The following is a 17,925-nucleotide window of genomic DNA, read 5'->3' on the forward strand; positions in this document are numbered from 1 at the left end:
TCAATGTCGAAATTTGGCGTATCCGACAAATTAATATTATCACGAATTTTCAGGAGATTGTGATAGTGGATGTGTCAAAAATGTGTACGGGTTTCATATAAAAGTGTTATTTAAATAGGAAAAGGGAAAAGAATTAAGTTCACTCGTTCTTAAGATTTTTTCCCTTTTAAATTTACTGTTTGTTCGTTGTTCTATATACATCTGAAATTGGTAAATCTTCGCCATGTAAAGCTTGAGTACTGTCCTTTTTGTTTGAATTATGTGCCTCCTGAGAGGTTTCTTGCAGTTGTTCTTGGGCCTTACTAGGGGTATTCAGCGCATCTAATGACACAGGATCAAGTTGTTGACTTAATAAATCTTTTTTATCCATGTTATGTAGCTCCTTTTTGAACTTAGATATAAAAACAAAGTATTTTTAAATAGTTACGTGGGTATTATGTATCTTTGAATGGAATTATATACACAAACTATATTGAGAATTTAACTAATTATAAAAATTACTTGTGCTGACAAGCTTAAGAAATATAAAGATCATTAGTTCTTAATAAAAGCGTTATTTTAGTAGGCTGTTACGAAACTTCATTTGAAAGGAACATCCCAATGATAAAAAAGAGCACTGTAAATCAGTGCTCATCTTATTAGATATTGCTTAGTCCTTAAAAATAAAACCGTTACGGACAATTCACAATGGTAATAGTGACGTTTGCCATTGTTCCAGGAGAATCAAGAAGTGAAGCAGTAACGGTTACTGTTCCAGGCCCATTAGCGGCTAGAAATACAGCGGTAAAGTTACCTGAAGCATTGGTAATGACAGCAAGAGGAACCATGAAAGCAAGAGAAGGGTTACTAAATGAAAAACTGACTACTACTCCTGGAGTAGGACTACCGTTTACTAATACTTGACCCGAAAAAAATAAAGTATTATTTCCTTGAGTGGATACACATGCTGTGGTTTCGTTAGAAGTCAAGGTAATAGATGCAGGCCCAGCAGGAAGATTAAATCCAGTTGGTCCGGTTGGTCCGGTGTTGGTCCGGTTGGTCCGGTTGGTCCGGTTGGTCCGGTTGGTCCGGTTGGTCCAGTTGGTCCGGTGGGTCCCGTAGGGGTCCAGTTGGTCCGGTTGGTCCGGTTGGTCCAGTTGGTCCGGTTGGTCCGGTTGGTCCGGTTGGTCCAGTTGGTCCGGTTGGTCCGGTTGGTCCAGTTGGTCCAGTAGAACCGGTAGGGAATTGAAAAGGTGGAACAGGTGGAAGTGTAGGTCCAATAGAACCCGGATTAAGTGCAGCAAAAGATAAAAACTCGTCCATTATATATCACCTCTAAAAATCGTATTACTAATAGTAAATGTAATGATAGAGCAAAGTGAAATGGACAAGTGGCTGTATTTTAATAAATTAAACAAAATAGTTATTTGATAGAAAGAGAGATTAGTATGATTACTTTAGAAATTAAATATAAAAAGGCGATTATCTTCATATCGCCTTTTGGATAATGCAGTGTAATTTTATTCAGTTATTTGAAATATAGTTTCATTCGGTTTGGAAAATCCATACAGTTTCCTTGCGAATTTTAAAACTTCTTCTTCACTACCTGTTAAAACTTTAACATCATTTTTAAGGGTATGACCATCCTTCTTTAAAGAAGATAATTTTTGTTGCTCCGTATTAAGCGTGATTTGTTTTTCTTTAATCATTTCTTGCTGGTTATTAAGAGAATATTGAAGGACAAAAATTATAGGTAATATAAAAGCTAAAGTAGTTATAATACGGCGTCTTGTTTTTTTATTATTACCTTGTTTGGTGTTAGCGTTCACTTGCTGTGAGGGTATATTAGGATTTGATTGGTGTGATGATACTTTTGGGATGTTTCCCATTAAAATGCCTCCATTACTGATTGTAGAATTTAAAACGCTTAAAAGTATTATAAATGTTTAATGGGAATTTTAGAAGATATTTTAATATAGGTGAGTTTTGTAAAGTTTAAACAAAATCCTCATTTAAATAAAAGGAACCCCGATTGTCTGCGGGGCCCCTAAGGGTAATCGTCAAGTAATGACGTACTCGACTAGTTAACGATATCATGAATTTTTTGGTAAATATACTGGTAAATGCGTCCAAATTAATGAGAGCATTATTTGAAACAAAAACGCTATTTTAATAGGGAGGGGAATAATGATGATTCCATGGGACAAGCGAGTATACATTGTATCAAGGTGATCATTTTATTACAGAGGGGACAATTTTAGAGGTTAGTGAAAAGGCGAATAAATCATTATATTGGCTTTGGTGCATGTTAGCTCCAAGCTATGAAAAAGTGTGCGGTAATAGTACAAAGCGACTTCGGTTGATTCGGATAGATGATGATGAAGAATGATATAAAAATTTCATTTTGTAGAGAAATGAGGTGATTAAGGATAGGCATAGAATATGCCATGTTTGTATTAAAAAAGAGCAGAATTTAGCCTATATATAAAGATTTTGGAATTGTTCTAAAGGGGGGAATATCTGAAATATAAATAATTGAGGGGAGTGAACTAATAATGGAAACTAGTACTTTTTTAGGATTGTTTTGGGGATGGATAACGGTTATCGTATCGGGAATACTTTTCGTACGTCCATCGGTACTACGTGAATTGAAAAAATTAGTGGTTGAAGACAGAGGATTTGGTATTATGTATGGTTTTCTATCGATTTTCCTAGGGTTAGGTAGTGTAATCCTACATAATGTATGGGTATTCAATTGGCAGGGGTTCCTAACGGTTATTGCATGGCTTGCATTATTAAAGGGAATCTACATAATTGCATATCCTGAACCCTCCAAGAAAACAGACTTTGAATTAAGGGTACTATCTACACGTATAGCGCTCGCTATCATTGGCGCCTTGGCTTTATGGATGCTTATAGTAATCTATATAAAATAATCCTTTTCTAATAAGAACTATATTAAAATAAATCTCTACGTGTTCATTCACAAAAAGCTGACTATACTTAGTCAGCTTTTTGTATATTACATTCTAGTATTTATCGGTCACAAAAGACATGTTCTCTCTTTTAAGTCGATATTGAAAATATTACCAATTTTTTCTTTTACAATGACAACAAATAAAGAAACATTTACAACGACACTTATTTCGTTTAGATTTCCACCAATCATCAGTACAATGCTTTTCCTTAGAACTCCAATCATCATCACAATGATTCTTTTCTTTAGATTTCCACCAGTCATCACAACAATGCTTTTTCTTAGAACTCCAGCAATCATTTTTCCAGGACATTCTTTTATACCTCCCTTTAATAGGGTTCATACTATTCTATGTTTTAGTAAAAGAATGGCTTGTTTATTAACCTATTATTTTACCTTTATATGATAGAGTGCTTTCTACTAGATATAGAATTCATACAAACTATGCTAATTTTCAAGAGATAGTTGAGAGAACTACTGGTTATGATATTAATCAACAAACACTTGTTGAAGGAAACGTTAAGATTTTAAATAATATCTTATTTTGGAGTACGCTTTTCTGAATGTATATTTCACAATGGTAAAGGAAAAATACACCATATCACTGCGAACAAAGCCTATGTATATGTGAAGTAATAGGAAAAGGTGGTCCCTATTCAAGGAGCCGGCTTATTAAAAGTATAAATAAGAAGGTTTAGTACAAGTGTTTGTTTTTTTGTTTCTATGCTTTTGTCTCGTACACTTTTAAGCTATTGGACATACTCTACTAGTAGAAAGGATTAGGGGGTGAGGTTTTGGGTTCTCGATTTAATAATTGTAGAAAGAAATGTACGTGTAAGCATGATGATTGTTGGGACATTTTTGAAGAGTGTAAAAAGGAAAAGAATGAGAAATGTGACAGCTCTTGTGTACAAGGAATTAGAGATGAGCTTAAAAAATTAATTAATAAAACAGTGCGAATTAACACTGAAGGACGTACTTATATAGGTACTGTTTCTTCGGTAACTTGCGATGTTGTTAAGCTAGCTGCTATTCCTGGTTCAGTTGCAGCAATTATATCTCTTTGTAAAATTGAAGCAATTTTACCACCTGCTACAACTGTTACTGATGAGTTTGATTTTAACGGTGTTGACGTAGCAAATAAAGATTAATTATGCTTTATTGATGCAAAGCCATTCTTATGAATGGCTTTTTATTTTGTTTAAAAGGGAATATCTTTTTCATATAAAAATAAATTTGAAGGTGTATAAAAGGTTGTGTGAAAGGAGAATGAGAGTGATCAAGCTGAAACAATTTACAAGAACTGATTTCAAACAATTAATAAATTGGATTAATTCCGAAGAATTTTTAATACAATGGTCGGGAAATGCATTTACATTTCCTTTAAATGAACAGCAATTAGAGAAATATACAGAAAGTGCAAACACACTGGCATTCAAAATAATGGATGAAGAGACTAAAGTAGTTATTGGTCATATTTCTCTTGGACAAATAGATAATATAAATAAGTCTGCTAGAATTGGAAAAGTGCTAGTTGGTAATACGAAAATGAGAGGGCGTTCTATAGGAAAACATATGATGAAAGCCGTACTTCGTATTGCTTTTGAAGAATTAAAACTACATAGAGTAACTCTTGGTGTTTATGACTTTAATAAGTCAGCTATTTCTTGTTACGAAAAAATAGGTTTTGTAAAAGAAGGTTTATTAAGAGAGTCAAAAAGAGTAGGAGAAACGTATTGGAATTTATGGGAAATGAGTATGTTAGAATATGAATGGAACAATAAATAATAGTATTTTATAATTATATTATGTTAACAAAAGGGGTTTGGTGGGAATCGTGAATAAAAAAACAAAAATAATTTCAATTGCAGCTGTTTCAGGGGGCGGTAAAACTACCATTACAGAAAGTTTAGCTCATGAGTTGAAAAAATCAAAGGCTCTATATTTTGATAGATATAAATTTGATAACTGTCCGGTTGATATTTGCAAATGGATTGATGATGGAGCTAATTACGATGAATGGGTACTTACACCGCTAATGAATGATATTCAGCGTTCTATACAAGATAGTAGTTTAGATTATATTATTGTAGATTATCCTTTTGCATACTTAAATAGAGAAGTGGGACAATTCATTGATGTAACTATATTTATCGATACACCTTTAGATATTGCGATGGCTAGAAGAATTTTGAGAGATTTTAAAGAAGATACAATGAGTGAAATACATAATAATTTGAAACATTACATGACACATGCGAGAAAAGCTTATTTAGAGGCAATTCATACTGTTAAGCCGAATTCGGATATTGTATTGGATGGATCTTTATCTATAAGTGAAATAATTGATCAAATAATAGAGGAACTTAATCGAAGAGAAGTGATTGTGAATGGTTAAATGTATAAAACGATATGTACAAGTCATTATCTGATTTATATAGACGAGAATTAGATAACTTTTTGCAGTTATGGTCTGGCGACTTCGAATCAAAAATATTGAAAGCTTCATGGACAGATAAAACATATAAATACGGTGAAGTTTTAATGCATGTAATTGTACATGAAATTCATCATATAGGTCAGCTATCAATATGGGCAAGAGAATTAAATCTTCAGCCCGTTTCAGCGAATTTAGTTGGAAGAGGATTGTAGATTTAGAAACCGACTTGCAGTGTAAACGCAAGTCGGTTTTTATATATAAGAAGATTTCTTAATTAAAATCCTCGGCTTTTTTTTGACGTATATATAAAAACATTAAGATTGTAATGATGAAAAAGATCATAATCGTTTGTATGATTAAATTTTTAAACTGAAACAATATTGTCCAAGATGTAACAGCATCTTTAAAAGCTTGGAGTGCAGAGTACGAGGAAGGATCAAAACCGTACTGAAGCAACTTTTTTGTTTCAATAAAAGTACTGTTTTCATCACCGGCGTCTAATATTACTGAAATAAGTCTAGTATCTCCTCGTGTGGCTGTACTGACAAAACTATAATTACCATTAGTTGAAAAACTAGTTTGTAAGCCGTCAACACCTTGGAGTTTAATGTTTTTATTAAGGGAATATATCATTTTATTTGTATTGAAAACTTTTGAATCTTTGAAAGTAAATTGGTAAGAGGTTAGTTTCGTAACATTCAATACATCTGGAAAGTCTTTTACTAATTGTGTTGCTAGTTTAGCGACGTCTATCGATGTTGTAGTTGATTGTTTATTCGTATCGTTATTAATTCCAGTAGCATTTTGAAACGGGGATGGTTGTGATAACTTTAGTTGTTTTGCTTTGTCATTCATTAAAAGTGTAAAGTTATCTTCGTTTCCAGCAATGTGTTCTGCAAGGGCAAGTGCGGAACGATTATTCCCTGTCAAAAACAATGCATGAAGTAGATCACGAACCGTCGTTTTATCTTTCGAAGTTATTTGTATAGGACTCGTTTCTGTTCGGAAAACTTCGTTACTTATTTTTACTAATTCATCTAACTGTATTTTTCCTTCATTCAGTTGTTCCAGTGCGATATACTCTGTCATTAATTTAGATAAAGTAGCTGATTGTATAGGAGTTTCTTCATTTTTTTTATAAACAATCTCACCAGAATTAGTATCTATTAAAATAGCTGATTTAGCTTGAATAATTGGATCATTTACATAAAGATAAAAATATAAAACGATAAGTGCAGTAATAAGAAAAGATAATAATAAAATTGTTATTTTTTTCAAGAATTGCATTAGCGATCCTCCTACTATTACATCAATAATATTATTGTAAAAAGGAATGCTTAATTAGGAAGAAAGAAAAGGTAAAGAATTTCTAAAGAATTTTAAGGAATTCTTTAATTTTGGATATTGATGGAATATAAAAGGTTCAATTTCTTATATGATAAAAAATTGAACCTATAAATATGTGGTATTAAGCTTTATAAGGGAGTAATTTTACAGTGAAAGTTGTTTTTTTATCATCGCTATATACTTCAATTGTTCCTTTATGCAATTCAACAATACTTTTTGCAATTGCTAATCCGAGCCCAGATCCACCAGTGTTTGTTGAACGTGATTTTTCAACACGATAAAAACGTTCAAAAATATGAGGTAAATCAGTACTAGGGATAGGTTGTCCGTAATTTGTTATATCAATTGTAATCATGTTATTGCTTTCGTAAGCAGTAATATCAATATGATCTCCATCATTTCCATAAGTAATAGCATTTATGATTAGATTTTCAAACACACGTACTAATTTATCCCCATCAGCTAGTACCATTAGCTTTTGAGATGGGAAAGAAGGGCGACATTCAATATTAGCTTCTTGAAGCTGTATCCGAAATTGGACAGTTAATTGTCCAAGCAATTCTACAATATCAATAGGAACAGAATATAAACTTAACTCTTTATTTTGAACGCGTGTATATTCAAACAAGTCATTCATTAATGCATTAAGACGAGTTACTTTACCGTAAATGACTTGAATATAGTATCGTAATTCTACTTCATCTCTATAATTATCATGATGGATTAAATTTACGTATCCAACTATAGATGTAAGAGGGGTTCGTAAGTCATGTGATACATTTGTAATAAGTTCGCTTTTTGCTTGTTCTGCCCGTCTTTCTTCATCAATCGAAACTTTTAATTGCTCAATAATTTGATTGACCCCAGTTGCCAGTTCTTCTAAATAATTATGGTGTACGATGGAAACTTTATGATTAAAGTTTCCACTTGCAATATACCGAATCTCTTCAATCATTTTTTTTATACAAGTTTCATAGTAAACCTTTCTTTCATGACGATAAAAAATGTATAAATAGGATGAGAAAATAGAAAATAAAAACAAATAAGATACAATCATCATCCATAAAGACTCTTTTAATCCAATATATTTTTCATGGCCAAAAATTCTAATGAATTCTTTTCCTAGTTCGCTTAGAGTAAGTGAACTCTCAATTACACTCGTTACGAGGCGAAATATAATTAATTCGGTAATTGGTGTAAGAGTGATAGCTAATAAAAGCCAAAAAATAAGCTTCCACTTTGGTATATCTTTTAATATATCAAATGCTTCATTTCTCAATTTTATATCCTACTCCCCAAACCGTATGAATTAGTTTTTCACCATTCATTACGGTTTCAAGTTTATCGCGTAAATTACTAATATGGACCATTACCGTTTTATTAGAACCATAACCGTCTTCATTCCAAACTCGTTCGAATATCTCTTCAGAGCTAAATACTCTTCCAGTATTACTCGCTAGTAAATATAAAATATCAAATTCGATAGAGGTGAGCTTAATATATTCACCATTTACTTTAACCGTATGATTATGTTTATGAATTTCAACTGTACGAATGCGAATAATACCATCTTCATTCTTTGGTGTGGCAGCGTTTTGGAAAGATGATCTACGTAACAATGCTTTCACTCTAGCAACTAATTCTAGTGGATTAAACGGTTTAATCATATAATCATCTGCACCGGTCATAAGTCCTAATATTTTATCCATATCTTCAGCTTTTGCACTAAGCATAAGGATAGGTACAGTATTATTTTCACGCACTTCTTGACAAACTTCTAATCCATTTCGTTTTGGCATCATAATATCCAAAAGCATAAGATCAACTTCATATGTACATATCATTTGTAATGCTTCATCACCATCATAAGCTTTATAAATGTTATACCCCTCATTTCGTAAATAAACATTTAGTAATTCTACAATATCTTTATCATCATCAATAATTAATATGTTTTTATTCATTTTATAGTTAGTTCCTTTCCTTACAATTAATCAACATTACTATAATATCAAACATTTATGTATTTTGTAGTAATGTTTCTACATAAAATTTCATGTATCGTATTAAAAAGGAATTAAAACATTCATAACGAATATAAAATAAGAAGGATATTTAAACTCCACATTATACTGAAAGATAGTTATAAGGGGGACTTGCTATGTTATATAATGATATATATTCATTTACTCCAACTGGAAAAATAGAAAATGATATTAAAGCTTTTCTATTAAAATACAATAAAGAATTTACATATAAACATTCAATTCGTGTGGCAAATGAGGCGAGACAAATTGCGGGAATATTTTATGAAGATGAAGAAAAAGCAGCGATTGCAGGGTGTTTACATGATATTAGTGCAATCTTTCCGAATGAGGAGCGGATTGCAGTTGCTGAAGAATTTGGCATAGAAATATTACAAGAAGAACGAGAGTTTCCAATGATTATTCATCAAAAATTATCGAGTGTAATTGCAAAAGAGATATTCAAAATAGAGGATGAAGAAGTTTTAAATGCAATCAGTTGCCACACTACGTTGCATAAACATGCAACGAAGATGGATTTAGTATTATTTATTGCTGATAAATTAGAATGGGATCAAATAGGGACACCGTCATATTTAATTGAGGTAAAAAAAGGATTGGAAAAATCTTTGGAACATGCTGCTTTTGTATATATTTCATATTTGTGGGAAAGAAAATATACATTAAAAGTCATACACCCGTGGTTAGAAGAAGCATATTGGTATTTAAAAGAAATTGTAGAGTAGAAAGGGTATAAAAATGCAATTTAAAGAATATATGAATCAAACATTCCCAGGAGTTACGTTAGTACCGTCCATATACTTTCAGTGGGAAAATCATCTTCATTTTGATTTTGGGAAAGATAAATATCAATTCAAAGAAGATGGTAACACGTATAATATGGAATATTTTACACAACTATATAGGTATAATAAAAGTCTATTTAAAGATATATTTTCAAAAGAAGATACCGTCTTTTTAGTCACAAATGTTTATCGATTTAAACAGGAAAATATAAAAAATGCGCAGAAAATAAATGTATACAATAGGTTTATTAAAAAGAGGGATTTAAAGTTTCATATAAGACAAGAAACATTCCCTTTTCTATTTGAGGATGAAGAAGCTAACTTATATTGTACATATCAATTTTCTTTAAAATGTCTTGCTGAAGATATTAAATATGAACCGCTTATTCAAGCAGCTAATCATGAAGATTTCCCTGACCTACGTCCACGTCTAGGGCGAAAAAAAGAAATTTCACATCCAGATGTATTTTTTATAAATGTAACAAAGGATATTATCATGTTTATTTATGATGATAGAGGATGTGAAGTAATTGCGAAGAATAAAGAAAAGATACGGGATTTATATGAGAAGTATAAAGAGTGGATACCAGAATATGAACGAGAGAGTATAGATGACTTATTTACATGAAAATAGGAGGAAGTGAAGTGTGTAATGAAAAGGATCGCAATTGTATCTGCATGGGAACCAGAGCTTACGTATTTGCATCAACATTATCCAAGTGAGCGTGTAGAAAAAATAGCAGCTTGGGAATTTCATTTTCATTCTATTAATGAATTAGAAGTTATTTCAGTTGTAACTGGTGTCGGTAAAGTAAGTTGTGCTAGTTGTGTACAACTATTAATAAGTGAATTCCAGCCAGACCAGTTATTTATGACAGGGATTTGCGGGAGTTTATCAGATAAGGTGAAAAATGGACACATCGTTGTAGCTCTTAATACTTTGCAGCATGATGTTACAGCGGCTGGTTCAGGAGAAGATAGTTTTAATCTATATGATGGTAGAACAGCACCTATTGAAACAACTAAATCACTCGTAAAACGAATGAAGAAATTGCGTTCGTATGACCCGGTCCATTTTGGTACATTTCTATCTGGAGATCAAAGTATTCGAAGTTCAGAAATGAGGTATTTACTTCATACTGTATACGGTGCTTTAGCCGTTGATCAAGAAGTGGCAGCATTTGCTTATGTATGTCGTGTAAATAACAAACCATTTCTATGTTTAAAAGCTGCCTCAGATCAAGCGAATGACAAAACGAAAGAAGAACAAAAGGTTTTTAAAATGTTAGCATGTGAACGAGCGTGTGAGCATTTAATTACTTTTTTACGTGTTTATGAGATTACTGTAGTTAACAATAGATAACAAGAGGGGGAATATCCCGCTCATTTCAAATTAAGAGGTGAATTATAATTGCATACGTATTATGGAGAACTTTGTACAAAGATATATGAAAGTGATAAATCAATTGCAGCCGGAAAAGAATTGGATTTTTATCTTTCTTTTGCAAAAGATAAAAATATACATGTGTTAGAACCAATGTGCGGAAATGGTAGAATGTTAATTCCCTTTATGCAAAATGGTGTGAATATAGAAGGGTTTGATATTTCGAAAGATATGCTTAAAGTTTGTAAAGATAAAGCAGAAAAATTAAACTTAAAACCGGTTGTGTCACAAGGAAGAATAGAAGAATATCATAGTGATAAAAAATATGATCTTATTATGATTCCTATCGGTTCATTTTCACTTTTACCAAATAATTTAGTAGACAATAGTCTTCAAAATATGAAAAACAACTTAAAGGAAAATGGCAAATTACTTCTGACAATTGTACAAGGTGGAAGTGAGACAGAACAAATTTTAGATTGGATAGAGACAAATAGAAAAGAAATTAACAATGAATTAATTGTTGAGTATAGAAAAGTTTCATATGATAAGGCGCAAAAACTTCTAAATATTATACTGAAATATGAAATCATTCATGATGAGAAAATAAAAGAAACTGAGATTATGGATTTTCCTATAAGACTATATGATTTAAAAGAATTTGAAAATATACTTATTACTAATGGTTTTAGTCAAATTGTTGTTCATGAAATAAAAGATGGATATGGTGAAGGTAATTCATTTCATGTATTTGAATGCAGTTTATAACAAGTCAAAGCGGGGGATTATACTTATATGATTCAATACAAAAGATGTAGTGAAGTAAGTATAGATTTAGTGTATAAAGCTTTTAAGGATGGATTTTCAGATTACATCATTAAACTGGAAGTTTCAAAAGAAGATTTTATAAAAAGATTTTTTGGGCCAGAAGGGAATTCGCTAGAACACTCCTTTCTTGCTTTAGACGGTGACGAATGTGTTGGTGTAATACTTGGTGGTATTAAGGTATATGAAAGTATAAAAACAATGCGCTGCGGAACATTAGCTGTTCATCCAGAATTTCGAGGCATTGGTGTAAGTCAAAAGTTATTTGGGTTACATAAAGAAGAAGCGACACAAAATAAATGTAAGCAGCTTTTTCTTGAAGTTATTGTAGGAAACGATCGGGCGATTCATTTTTATAACAAATTAGGTTATGAAAAAGTATATGATCTTTCTTATTATAATTTAAATGATTTAACTAAAATAATGAATAAAGGTAATAAAAATATTGAAGTAAAACAATTAGAATTTCCAACATTTAAAGTTGAGATTCAGAAATGGTTAAACTTCCATATAAATTGGCAAAATGATATTAATTATATCGAAAAAACAAATCATACATTTTACGGTGCATATTTCGATAATGATCTAAAAGGTACTGTATGTATAAATGAACAAGGTAAAATTAGTTTTATTTTCATAGACAAAGACTATAGAAATATTGGTGTTGGGACGAAATTATTACAGGTAGCAAGTGAAGAATTAAAGTTATCAAGTTTATCAATTGGGTTTCCAAACAACAATTTACTGGAAGGGTTTTTAAAGAAATCTGGATTTGAAAAGAATTCTTTAGCACAATATGAAATGTATTTATTGCTATAAAAAGCGGAAGGAATTATTCTTTTCGCTTTTTATTTTGCACTATAAACGTTTTTGCTGTATGTGGGAGGATAAGTAAAAACAACAGAAGTTTTGTTACCTATCTTATTGAGCTAACTGGCACTTTAGTTGAAAAAGGAAAATGTATAGTAAACATAGAATATATTAATACATTAAAAGATTTATGAGGTGAAAGTGATGGCAATTAAGCAAGACGAAATTAAAGTAGTAGTCGGAGCTGGAGTATTTAATAATAATCCAGGTTGGGTTCAAACGCAAGAAGATGAACTTAATTTACTAGACAATACCACTTGGGAAGAAAGATTTGAATACAATTCCATTTCAGCTATTTTAGCAGAGCATGTATGGGAACATCTTACTTTTGAAGAAGGTGTAAAAGCAGCTGAAATTTGTTATAAATTTTTAAAGCCATCAGGTCATATTCGGTGCGGAGTCCCAGATGCATTTTTCCGAGATGAAACCTACCAAAATATAGTTCAAATAGGCGGACCTGGCCCGAAAGACCACCCAGCTGCAAGTCATAAAATCGTTCATAATTATAAAACATTAACGAAAATGTTTGAAACCGCTGGATTAGAGGTAGTTTTACTTGAACATTGTGATGAAAATGGTCAATTTTATTACAATGAATGGGATGCAAACGATGGTGTTATTTTCCGTTCGAAAAGGTATGATTCTAGAAATCGAGGCGATAAACTTGGTTTTCCATCGCTAATTGTTGACGCGATTAAAAGGTAAGTCATTCACCTAGAATAGGTGTTAGTTCTATCAGTTCATGAGTCGCAAATGCGGCTTTTTTTATTTGTTTTGTAAACCTACGTTTAGCAAGGAATTAGACATACATAACTTGATTTGAATACTATATTAGCTCTTATTAACACCATTTATCTTAAAGGAAATTGCTTTTAAATATTTAATGGAAATATCATATAAAGTAAATAAATCAACGTTTTCTCATGTTGAATTTTTTTGCGGAAATGTTGAGGTACGCCTATTGTAATAAACACATGGAGAGAATATATGATAAATCAATCAATGTTCAAGATACCATTCACAAATTAAATTAATATTTCATTGCCATAGAGATTTCTTTTATACATAAATTCGTGTAAAATAAAACAGGAACATACATTCTATACAAGAGTAGGAGGAAATAAATATGTTAGCTCAAATAGAGAAACAAACTGATGGCTATATTATAAAATTTGAACGCCAATTTCCCAATACAATAGAGGAAGTTTGGTCTGTTTTAACTGAAAACAGCAAGCTTAAAAAATGGATGTCTAATTTACAGATTGAAAACCTTAAAACAGGTGGAATTATAAAGTTCGACATGATGGATGGTTCATTTTTAAATATTGATATTTTAGAGTGCCAACTAAATTCAGTACTTGAATTCACATGGGATAAAGATCGTGTCCGATTTGAAATACATAAAGAGGAAAATGGTTCTCTTTTACTACTTAAAGAATACATTCATGAATTAACTGATCATACACCAAAAGATATAGCTGGTTGGCATATTTGTTTAGATCTTTTTTCTTCCGTTTTAGAAGGAGAAGAGAAGGAATTTTCTAAAAACGAATGGCGACAATGGTTCGGAAAATACAAGGATAAGATTCAAGAAGTGAGAGGGTAATTGTATAATAGGTAATATTCATTATGTAATTATTATATTATAAAAATGATTTTGTGGAAAAATAAGAATAGAGGTTAATATGAAAGTAAATCAATTAATTGCTAATAACATAAATAAACTTGATACTGTTATTCCGTTTAATAAATCACTTGGTATTGCTGGTTTATCTGGATCTGGAAAAACAACTCTTTGTCAAACAATTGGTGAAGAATCAAAGAAGCGTCTAGTTTCCTTATTGCCAAAGGCTGAATATCAATATTTATTTCCTAATATTATGGAAACTAATTTTAGTGCAATTAAAATGGAAGAAATGCCTTTAGTACTTTTTTTAGGGAAATCATCAATTTCTTCCAATCCGCGTTCGACGATTGGTACTCATACAGGTGTTTTTAAAGAGATTCGTGAAAAATTAGCGGAAGAATTTAATCTTTCTCCTGAAGTTTTTTCATTTAATAATCAATTAGGTTGGTGTGCTGGCTGTAAAGGGCGTGGTACTACTAAAAATATTGAGTGTAAAAAATGTAAGGGGAAACGTTATAGTGAAGAAGTTGAACAACGTACTATTGAGTTATTTGCTGAATCACATACAATTTCGGATATTAACGATTTAAGTGTTGAATCTATTCTTTCACTAGCAGAAGAATTAAATATTAGTGAAGCAAAACAACATATACTGCAAAATATTATCAATATGAACATTGGTTATTTAACATTAAATCGAATTATGGGTACGTTGTCAGGTGGAGAATTAACACGACTTTACTTAGCTGAATTCATGGCAGTAAGTGAAAATGCTGTAATTATTATTGATGAGATTTCCGTGGGGCTTGATCACGAAACATTATTACAAATATTAGAAGAGATCGAAAAATTAGGGTACAAAAATCAAATTTGGCTCATTGATCATTCAGATACAGTACTGGATACAACGGATGAGCAAATGTTCTTCGGACCTGGTAGTGGAAAATATGGTGGAAAAATCGTAAAAGAATCACCAAGACCAAAGCCAATACTATCGGAACGAAATTACAAAATGCCAACAGAATATTATACATTCCATGAATTATATTGCCGAAATATCCAAATGACTGAGTTTCAGATTCCTAAAAATAGACTTGTAACTGTTACAGGAGAGTCTGGATGCGGGAAATCTACACTTGTCAATGAGTGTTTAGCTACAGATTTCTTGAAACGATATCCAAAAGATAAACTAGTTATGGTAGGGCAAGATCGAAACCAATCGATTACAAGTCGATCAACTGTAGCAACTTTCTTAGATATTAAAAAGAAACTGACAAAGTATAGTGAAGAAATTGATGATATTTTTGAGCGCTCAATTGAGGATATTATTGATGAAATTCCAAACGAAGATATTGCGTATAAACGCTTGAGCCTACTAATCAAATTAGGACTGGGCTATTTAACATTAGAACGAAAAACACAAACATTATCAACGGGTGAGTTTCAATGTGTTCATTTAGTTTCTGAGTTATTTGCAAAAACAAGAAATCCACATACATTGTTTATTTTTGATGAGCCTTCAAAAGGTTTATCGCAAAATATTTTAAATCAATTTATAGATAGTGTTAGAGGGATATTACAAGATGAATCAGTCTCTATCATAATGATTGAGCATAACAGTTACATGCTAGAAAGTTCTGATTATATTGTCGATTTTGGAAAAAGACAGCTTGAATCTATAGAGCATCTTGATGTAGTAAGTCATGATGATTATTATCGTCAAAAAAGCAGTGTGAATAATGCTGAGCAAATACATATTTCTTCAACACTGAATCAACAAAATGGAATTAATTACTTAGAAGAAAATCATATTGATTATTTTAAAAATGCAGAAAACATCTATAAGGGTGGCATATTAAAAAGCTTATCATCAATGGCTCGTTTAATTTACGGTGAATACGAATCTGATACAATTGCACCTGTAGTTGCTATTGATCTCGAAAGACATTTGTATAGTCAATATAGTTTCTTATATGAAATTGGTGGATTGATCAATCATATTGTAGCTGCTCATCCGACTAATAAAGATACGAGAAGCTTCGATTTCTATTCTCAGGATAATCATTGCCCATCATGTTCGGGACGTCTTCAAATTGAAGTTTTTGATAAAGAAATTACAATTCAAGATAAAAATGTTCCATTTTGGGATGGTCTATTCGATCCGGAAATCATGAAAGTATTAAAATTTTATCAATATGAAAAAATAGAATTTCTATTTGAAGAAATTAAAAATGAGCTTGGTCATGATTTGTCAAAGAGCTATAATGATATGTCTGAGGAAGAAAAACATACATTTTGGTACGGCTATTTTGATAAGTCCTTTTATGATAAGAAAGGAAAGACACGTAGAACATGGGTAGGATTTAATACAATTATTGGCGGATATATTGTTATTTCAAAAGCAGCTATTAAAGAAGATATTAAGACTTCTAAAGAAATGATGACATGTCCAATTTGTGAGGCAACTGTATTAAATCACCAAAAATCGCTTAAATTTGGAGATACAGATATTCGTGAAATTATCAATCAGCCGCTTAATGAAATAATAAAAATTGTAGGAGATTTACCTGTACTCATCAAATTGAAATCTATCGTAGGTGACAATATGATTATGACAGAAGATGTCTCGTTACTGCCTAGGAAAACACAAGTTGCACTGAAAATGTTTGAATTAGAACAAGCAAGCTTTTCAAACTATGAAATGGTGTTACAAAATGTTTTACCATTCTGGAGCCAAATTAAAGGTAATATCGAATCAATCAGCAATAATAATAAGGTGACTATTTGTGATTTCCAAAATATCAATGAAACAAGAGAAACTATCATAGATAAGTATTTCACAAATGGAAAATATAAAAAATTAACATATGTGTATGAAGCATTTGGTTATAAAAAATTAGTTACCCAAATTAATAAAATTAAAAAAAGCAACCCATGTCCATTCTGTAACGGAAAAAAAGTTATAACCGAGGATAATCTACATGATGGCGTGTTTAAATTAACAATTCCATGTATAACTTGTAATGCAAGTGGTATTAATGATGAAGGGCTTAAAGAAATTGTTGATGGCATAGATGTACAAACATGGTTAACTGGAAAAGTTAGTGATGTTGTGGATGAAAGCTTACGAACTGAGGATGTTCCAGACATTCTAATATTTAATCGAATTCGTGAGTTGAATAAGCGAGAAATGATGGCAGTTTATGAATGTCTTGAGAAAAATAATTAAATTAAGAAGAATAAAAAATAGTGGTCAGTTAGGGATTAAAAACTCATTTGCAATAATCTGCAAATGAGTTTTTATGTTGAAGAAGAGTTTCTTTAAACGTGTTAAGGTGGATAGATAATAGAGCAAGAAAAATCTATTTGTAATACCAATATAAATTATTCTTAAATTTTAAACTGAAAGGTATTACAGGTTGGCATTTATGTTTAAGTTTTGTTAGTCTTTCTAAGATGTAAATACCATTTATCTGCGAGAGTTAGTTTTAAATCGTTAATTATGATCATTTATTATATAATTATTGACGTATAAAAATGTTTTTTTGGATAATAATTTAGGTTATTTGGATAATAACAAAAGGAATATGCTACTTTTTTAGTGATTGTATAATTATTAGAATTTTTAAATTTAACAGAAATATAT

20 protein-coding genes and 3 pseudogenes are annotated in these 17,925 nt (G+C 31.2%); 16 read left to right on the top strand and 7 right to left on the bottom strand.

All coding sequences use genetic code 11. From position 1 onward, the window contains the following. Nucleotides 1-172: 172 nt before the first annotated feature. Nucleotides 173-370, bottom strand: a complete 198-nt coding sequence (locus tag DN408_RS30725; RefSeq protein ID WP_002017016.1) for a hypothetical protein — start codon at nt 368-370, stop codon at nt 173-175. Between the two features lie 317 nt (nt 371-687). On the opposite strand from DN408_RS30725, the gene DN408_RS32285 reads away from it, so the two are divergent. Then, complete coding sequence (locus DN408_RS32285; RefSeq protein WP_000237377.1) at nt 688-903, top strand: hypothetical protein; 216 nt, start codon at nt 688-690, stop codon at nt 901-903. A 45-nt stretch (nt 904-948) separates the two neighbouring features. After that, a pseudogene (locus DN408_RS32290) lies at nt 949-1,228 on the top strand (hypothetical protein). 17 nt (nt 1,229-1,245) lie between these two features. Here DN408_RS32290 and DN408_RS32595 read toward each other — a convergent pair. Together DN408_RS32595 and DN408_RS30735 are read right to left on the bottom strand one after the other, a co-directional pair. Beyond that, nucleotides 1,246-1,302 (bottom strand): annotated as a pseudogene (locus DN408_RS32595) (exosporium leader peptide-containing protein); the annotation flags it as partial. Between the two features lie 197 nt (nt 1,303-1,499). Then, the gene (locus tag DN408_RS30735) at nt 1,500-1,868 is read right to left on the bottom strand and encodes an FtsB family cell division protein (RefSeq protein ID WP_078179235.1); all 369 of its coding nucleotides are present in this window, start codon (nt 1,866-1,868) and stop codon (nt 1,500-1,502) included. A 329-nt stretch (nt 1,869-2,197) separates the two neighbouring features. On the opposite strand from DN408_RS30735, the gene DN408_RS31725 reads away from it, so the two are divergent. Beyond that, nucleotides 2,198-2,368 (top strand): hypothetical protein, encoded by a 171-nt coding sequence (locus DN408_RS31725; RefSeq protein WP_002065532.1) that lies wholly within the window; start codon nt 2,198-2,200, stop codon nt 2,366-2,368. 166 nt (nt 2,369-2,534) lie between these two features. Continuing rightward, nucleotides 2,535-2,915 carry a hypothetical protein gene (locus DN408_RS30740; protein ID WP_002127497.1) on the top strand — a complete coding sequence of 127 codons (381 nt, stop codon included), beginning with the start codon at nt 2,535-2,537 and terminating at the stop codon, nt 2,913-2,915. Between the two features lie 107 nt (nt 2,916-3,022). Here DN408_RS30740 and DN408_RS30745 read toward each other — a convergent pair whose 3' ends face one another. Next, nucleotides 3,023-3,256: a hypothetical protein gene (locus DN408_RS30745; protein WP_016127012.1), complete on the bottom strand. Its 234-nt coding sequence runs from the start codon at nt 3,254-3,256 to the stop codon at nt 3,023-3,025. A gap of 494 nt (nt 3,257-3,750) precedes the next feature. On the opposite strand from DN408_RS30745, the gene DN408_RS30750 reads away from it, so the two are divergent. The 4 genes and pseudogenes from DN408_RS30750 to DN408_RS30765 all read left to right on the top strand — a co-directional run. Further along, nucleotides 3,751-4,107: a hypothetical protein gene (locus DN408_RS30750; RefSeq protein WP_002032241.1), complete on the top strand. Its 357-nt coding sequence runs from the start codon at nt 3,751-3,753 to the stop codon at nt 4,105-4,107. Between the two features lie 124 nt (nt 4,108-4,231). Next, complete coding sequence (locus DN408_RS30755) at nt 4,232-4,744, top strand: GNAT family N-acetyltransferase (RefSeq protein WP_078179295.1); 513 nt, start codon at nt 4,232-4,234, stop codon at nt 4,742-4,744. Between the two features lie 49 nt (nt 4,745-4,793). After that, nucleotides 4,794-5,354 carry a nucleoside/nucleotide kinase family protein gene (locus DN408_RS30760; protein ID WP_002127500.1) on the top strand — a complete coding sequence of 187 codons (561 nt, stop codon included), beginning with the start codon at nt 4,794-4,796 and terminating at the stop codon, nt 5,352-5,354. Nucleotides 5,355-5,374: 20 nt separating this feature from the next. Next, nucleotides 5,375-5,608 (top strand): annotated as a pseudogene (locus DN408_RS30765) (DinB family protein); the annotation flags it as partial. 58 nt (nt 5,609-5,666) lie between these two features. Here the strand turns inward: DN408_RS30765 and DN408_RS30770 are convergent. The 3 genes from DN408_RS30770 to DN408_RS30780 form a co-directional block, all read right to left on the bottom strand. Further along, nucleotides 5,667-6,683 (bottom strand): D-alanyl-D-alanine carboxypeptidase family protein, encoded by a 1,017-nt coding sequence (locus tag DN408_RS30770; protein WP_078214426.1) that lies wholly within the window; start codon nt 6,681-6,683, stop codon nt 5,667-5,669. 181 nt (nt 6,684-6,864) lie between these two features. Further along, nucleotides 6,865-8,022 carry a sensor histidine kinase gene (locus DN408_RS30775; protein ID WP_016127015.1) on the bottom strand — a complete coding sequence of 386 codons (1,158 nt, stop codon included), beginning with the start codon at nt 8,020-8,022 and terminating at the stop codon, nt 6,865-6,867. Beyond that, nucleotides 8,012-8,707, bottom strand: coding sequence for a response regulator transcription factor (locus DN408_RS30780; RefSeq protein ID WP_147740513.1), 696 nt, complete (start codon nt 8,705-8,707; stop codon nt 8,012-8,014). Before DN408_RS30780 ends, DN408_RS30775 begins: the two co-directional genes overlap by 11 nt. A gap of 197 nt (nt 8,708-8,904) precedes the next feature. On the opposite strand from DN408_RS30780, the gene yqeK reads away from it, so the two are divergent. The 8 genes from yqeK to DN408_RS30820 all read left to right on the top strand — a co-directional run bounded on the left by yqeK (nt 8,905) and on the right by DN408_RS30820 (nt 17,508). Beyond that, the gene (gene yqeK / locus DN408_RS30785; protein ID WP_144513060.1) at nt 8,905-9,513 is read left to right on the top strand and encodes a bis(5'-nucleosyl)-tetraphosphatase (symmetrical) YqeK; all 609 of its coding nucleotides are present in this window, start codon (nt 8,905-8,907) and stop codon (nt 9,511-9,513) included. A 13-nt stretch (nt 9,514-9,526) separates the two neighbouring features. Further along, a complete protein-coding gene (locus tag DN408_RS30790; protein WP_147740514.1) occupies nt 9,527-10,201 on the top strand; it encodes a DUF3885 domain-containing protein in 675 nt (224 codons plus the stop codon). Nucleotides 10,202-10,225: 24 nt separating this feature from the next. Continuing rightward, nucleotides 10,226-10,936, top strand: a complete 711-nt coding sequence (gene mtnN, locus DN408_RS30795) for a 5'-methylthioadenosine/S-adenosylhomocysteine nucleosidase (RefSeq protein WP_078179274.1) — start codon at nt 10,226-10,228, stop codon at nt 10,934-10,936. A 48-nt stretch (nt 10,937-10,984) separates the two neighbouring features. Then, nucleotides 10,985-11,725 (top strand): class I SAM-dependent methyltransferase, encoded by a 741-nt coding sequence (locus tag DN408_RS30800; protein ID WP_003189388.1) that lies wholly within the window; start codon nt 10,985-10,987, stop codon nt 11,723-11,725. 27 nt (nt 11,726-11,752) lie between these two features. Further along, the gene (locus DN408_RS30805) at nt 11,753-12,601 is read left to right on the top strand and encodes a GNAT family N-acetyltransferase (protein WP_002127510.1); all 849 of its coding nucleotides are present in this window, start codon (nt 11,753-11,755) and stop codon (nt 12,599-12,601) included. A 192-nt stretch (nt 12,602-12,793) separates the two neighbouring features. After that, nucleotides 12,794-13,357: a class I SAM-dependent methyltransferase gene (locus DN408_RS30810; protein ID WP_033708111.1), complete on the top strand. Its 564-nt coding sequence runs from the start codon at nt 12,794-12,796 to the stop codon at nt 13,355-13,357. 421 nt (nt 13,358-13,778) lie between these two features. Continuing rightward, nucleotides 13,779-14,258 (top strand): SRPBCC family protein, encoded by a 480-nt coding sequence (locus DN408_RS30815; RefSeq protein ID WP_078179283.1) that lies wholly within the window; start codon nt 13,779-13,781, stop codon nt 14,256-14,258. A 79-nt stretch (nt 14,259-14,337) separates the two neighbouring features. Next, on the top strand, nt 14,338-17,508 hold the full coding sequence (locus DN408_RS30820; protein WP_016120250.1) for an ATP-binding cassette domain-containing protein: 3,171 nt from the start codon (nt 14,338-14,340) through the stop codon (nt 17,506-17,508). The last annotated feature ends 417 nt before the right edge of the window (nt 17,509-17,925 follow it).

The sequence above is a fragment of the Bacillus sp. AR13-1 genome (assembly GCF_008042285.1).
Classification (GTDB): Bacteria; Bacillota; Bacilli; order Bacillales; family Bacillaceae_G; genus Bacillus_A; species Bacillus_A mycoides.

Bases quoted from the DNA above. Each gene is read 5' to 3' on its own strand.
- DN408_RS30740 (WP_002127497.1), top strand. From the start codon at position 2,535: ATGGAAACTAGTACTTTTTTAGGATTGTTTTGGGGATGGATAACGGTT.
- DN408_RS30735 (WP_078179235.1), bottom strand. From the start codon at position 1,868: ATGGGAAACATCCCAAAAGTATCATCACACCAATCAAATCCTAATATA.
- DN408_RS30745 (WP_016127012.1), bottom strand. From the start codon at position 3,256: ATGATTGCTGGAGTTCTAAGAAAAAGCATTGTTGTGATGACTGGTGGA.
- yqeK (WP_144513060.1), top strand. From the start codon at position 8,905: ATGTTATATAATGATATATATTCATTTACTCCAACTGGAAAAATAGAA.
- DN408_RS30770 (WP_078214426.1), bottom strand. From the start codon at position 6,683: ATGCAATTCTTGAAAAAAATAACAATTTTATTATTATCTTTTCTTATT.
- DN408_RS30790 (WP_147740514.1), top strand. From the start codon at position 9,527: ATGCAATTTAAAGAATATATGAATCAAACATTCCCAGGAGTTACGTTA.
- DN408_RS30725 (WP_002017016.1), bottom strand. From the start codon at position 370: ATGGATAAAAAAGATTTATTAAGTCAACAACTTGATCCTGTGTCATTA.
- mtnN (WP_078179274.1), top strand. From the start codon at position 10,226: ATGAAAAGGATCGCAATTGTATCTGCATGGGAACCAGAGCTTACGTAT.
- DN408_RS30820 (WP_016120250.1), top strand. From the start codon at position 14,338: ATGAAAGTAAATCAATTAATTGCTAATAACATAAATAAACTTGATACT.
- DN408_RS30805 (WP_002127510.1), top strand. From the start codon at position 11,753: ATGATTCAATACAAAAGATGTAGTGAAGTAAGTATAGATTTAGTGTAT.
- DN408_RS30815 (WP_078179283.1), top strand. From the start codon at position 13,779: ATGTTAGCTCAAATAGAGAAACAAACTGATGGCTATATTATAAAATTT.
- DN408_RS30780 (WP_147740513.1), bottom strand. From the start codon at position 8,707: ATGAATAAAAACATATTAATTATTGATGATGATAAAGATATTGTAGAA.
- DN408_RS32285 (WP_000237377.1), top strand. From the start codon at position 688: ATGGTAATAGTGACGTTTGCCATTGTTCCAGGAGAATCAAGAAGTGAA.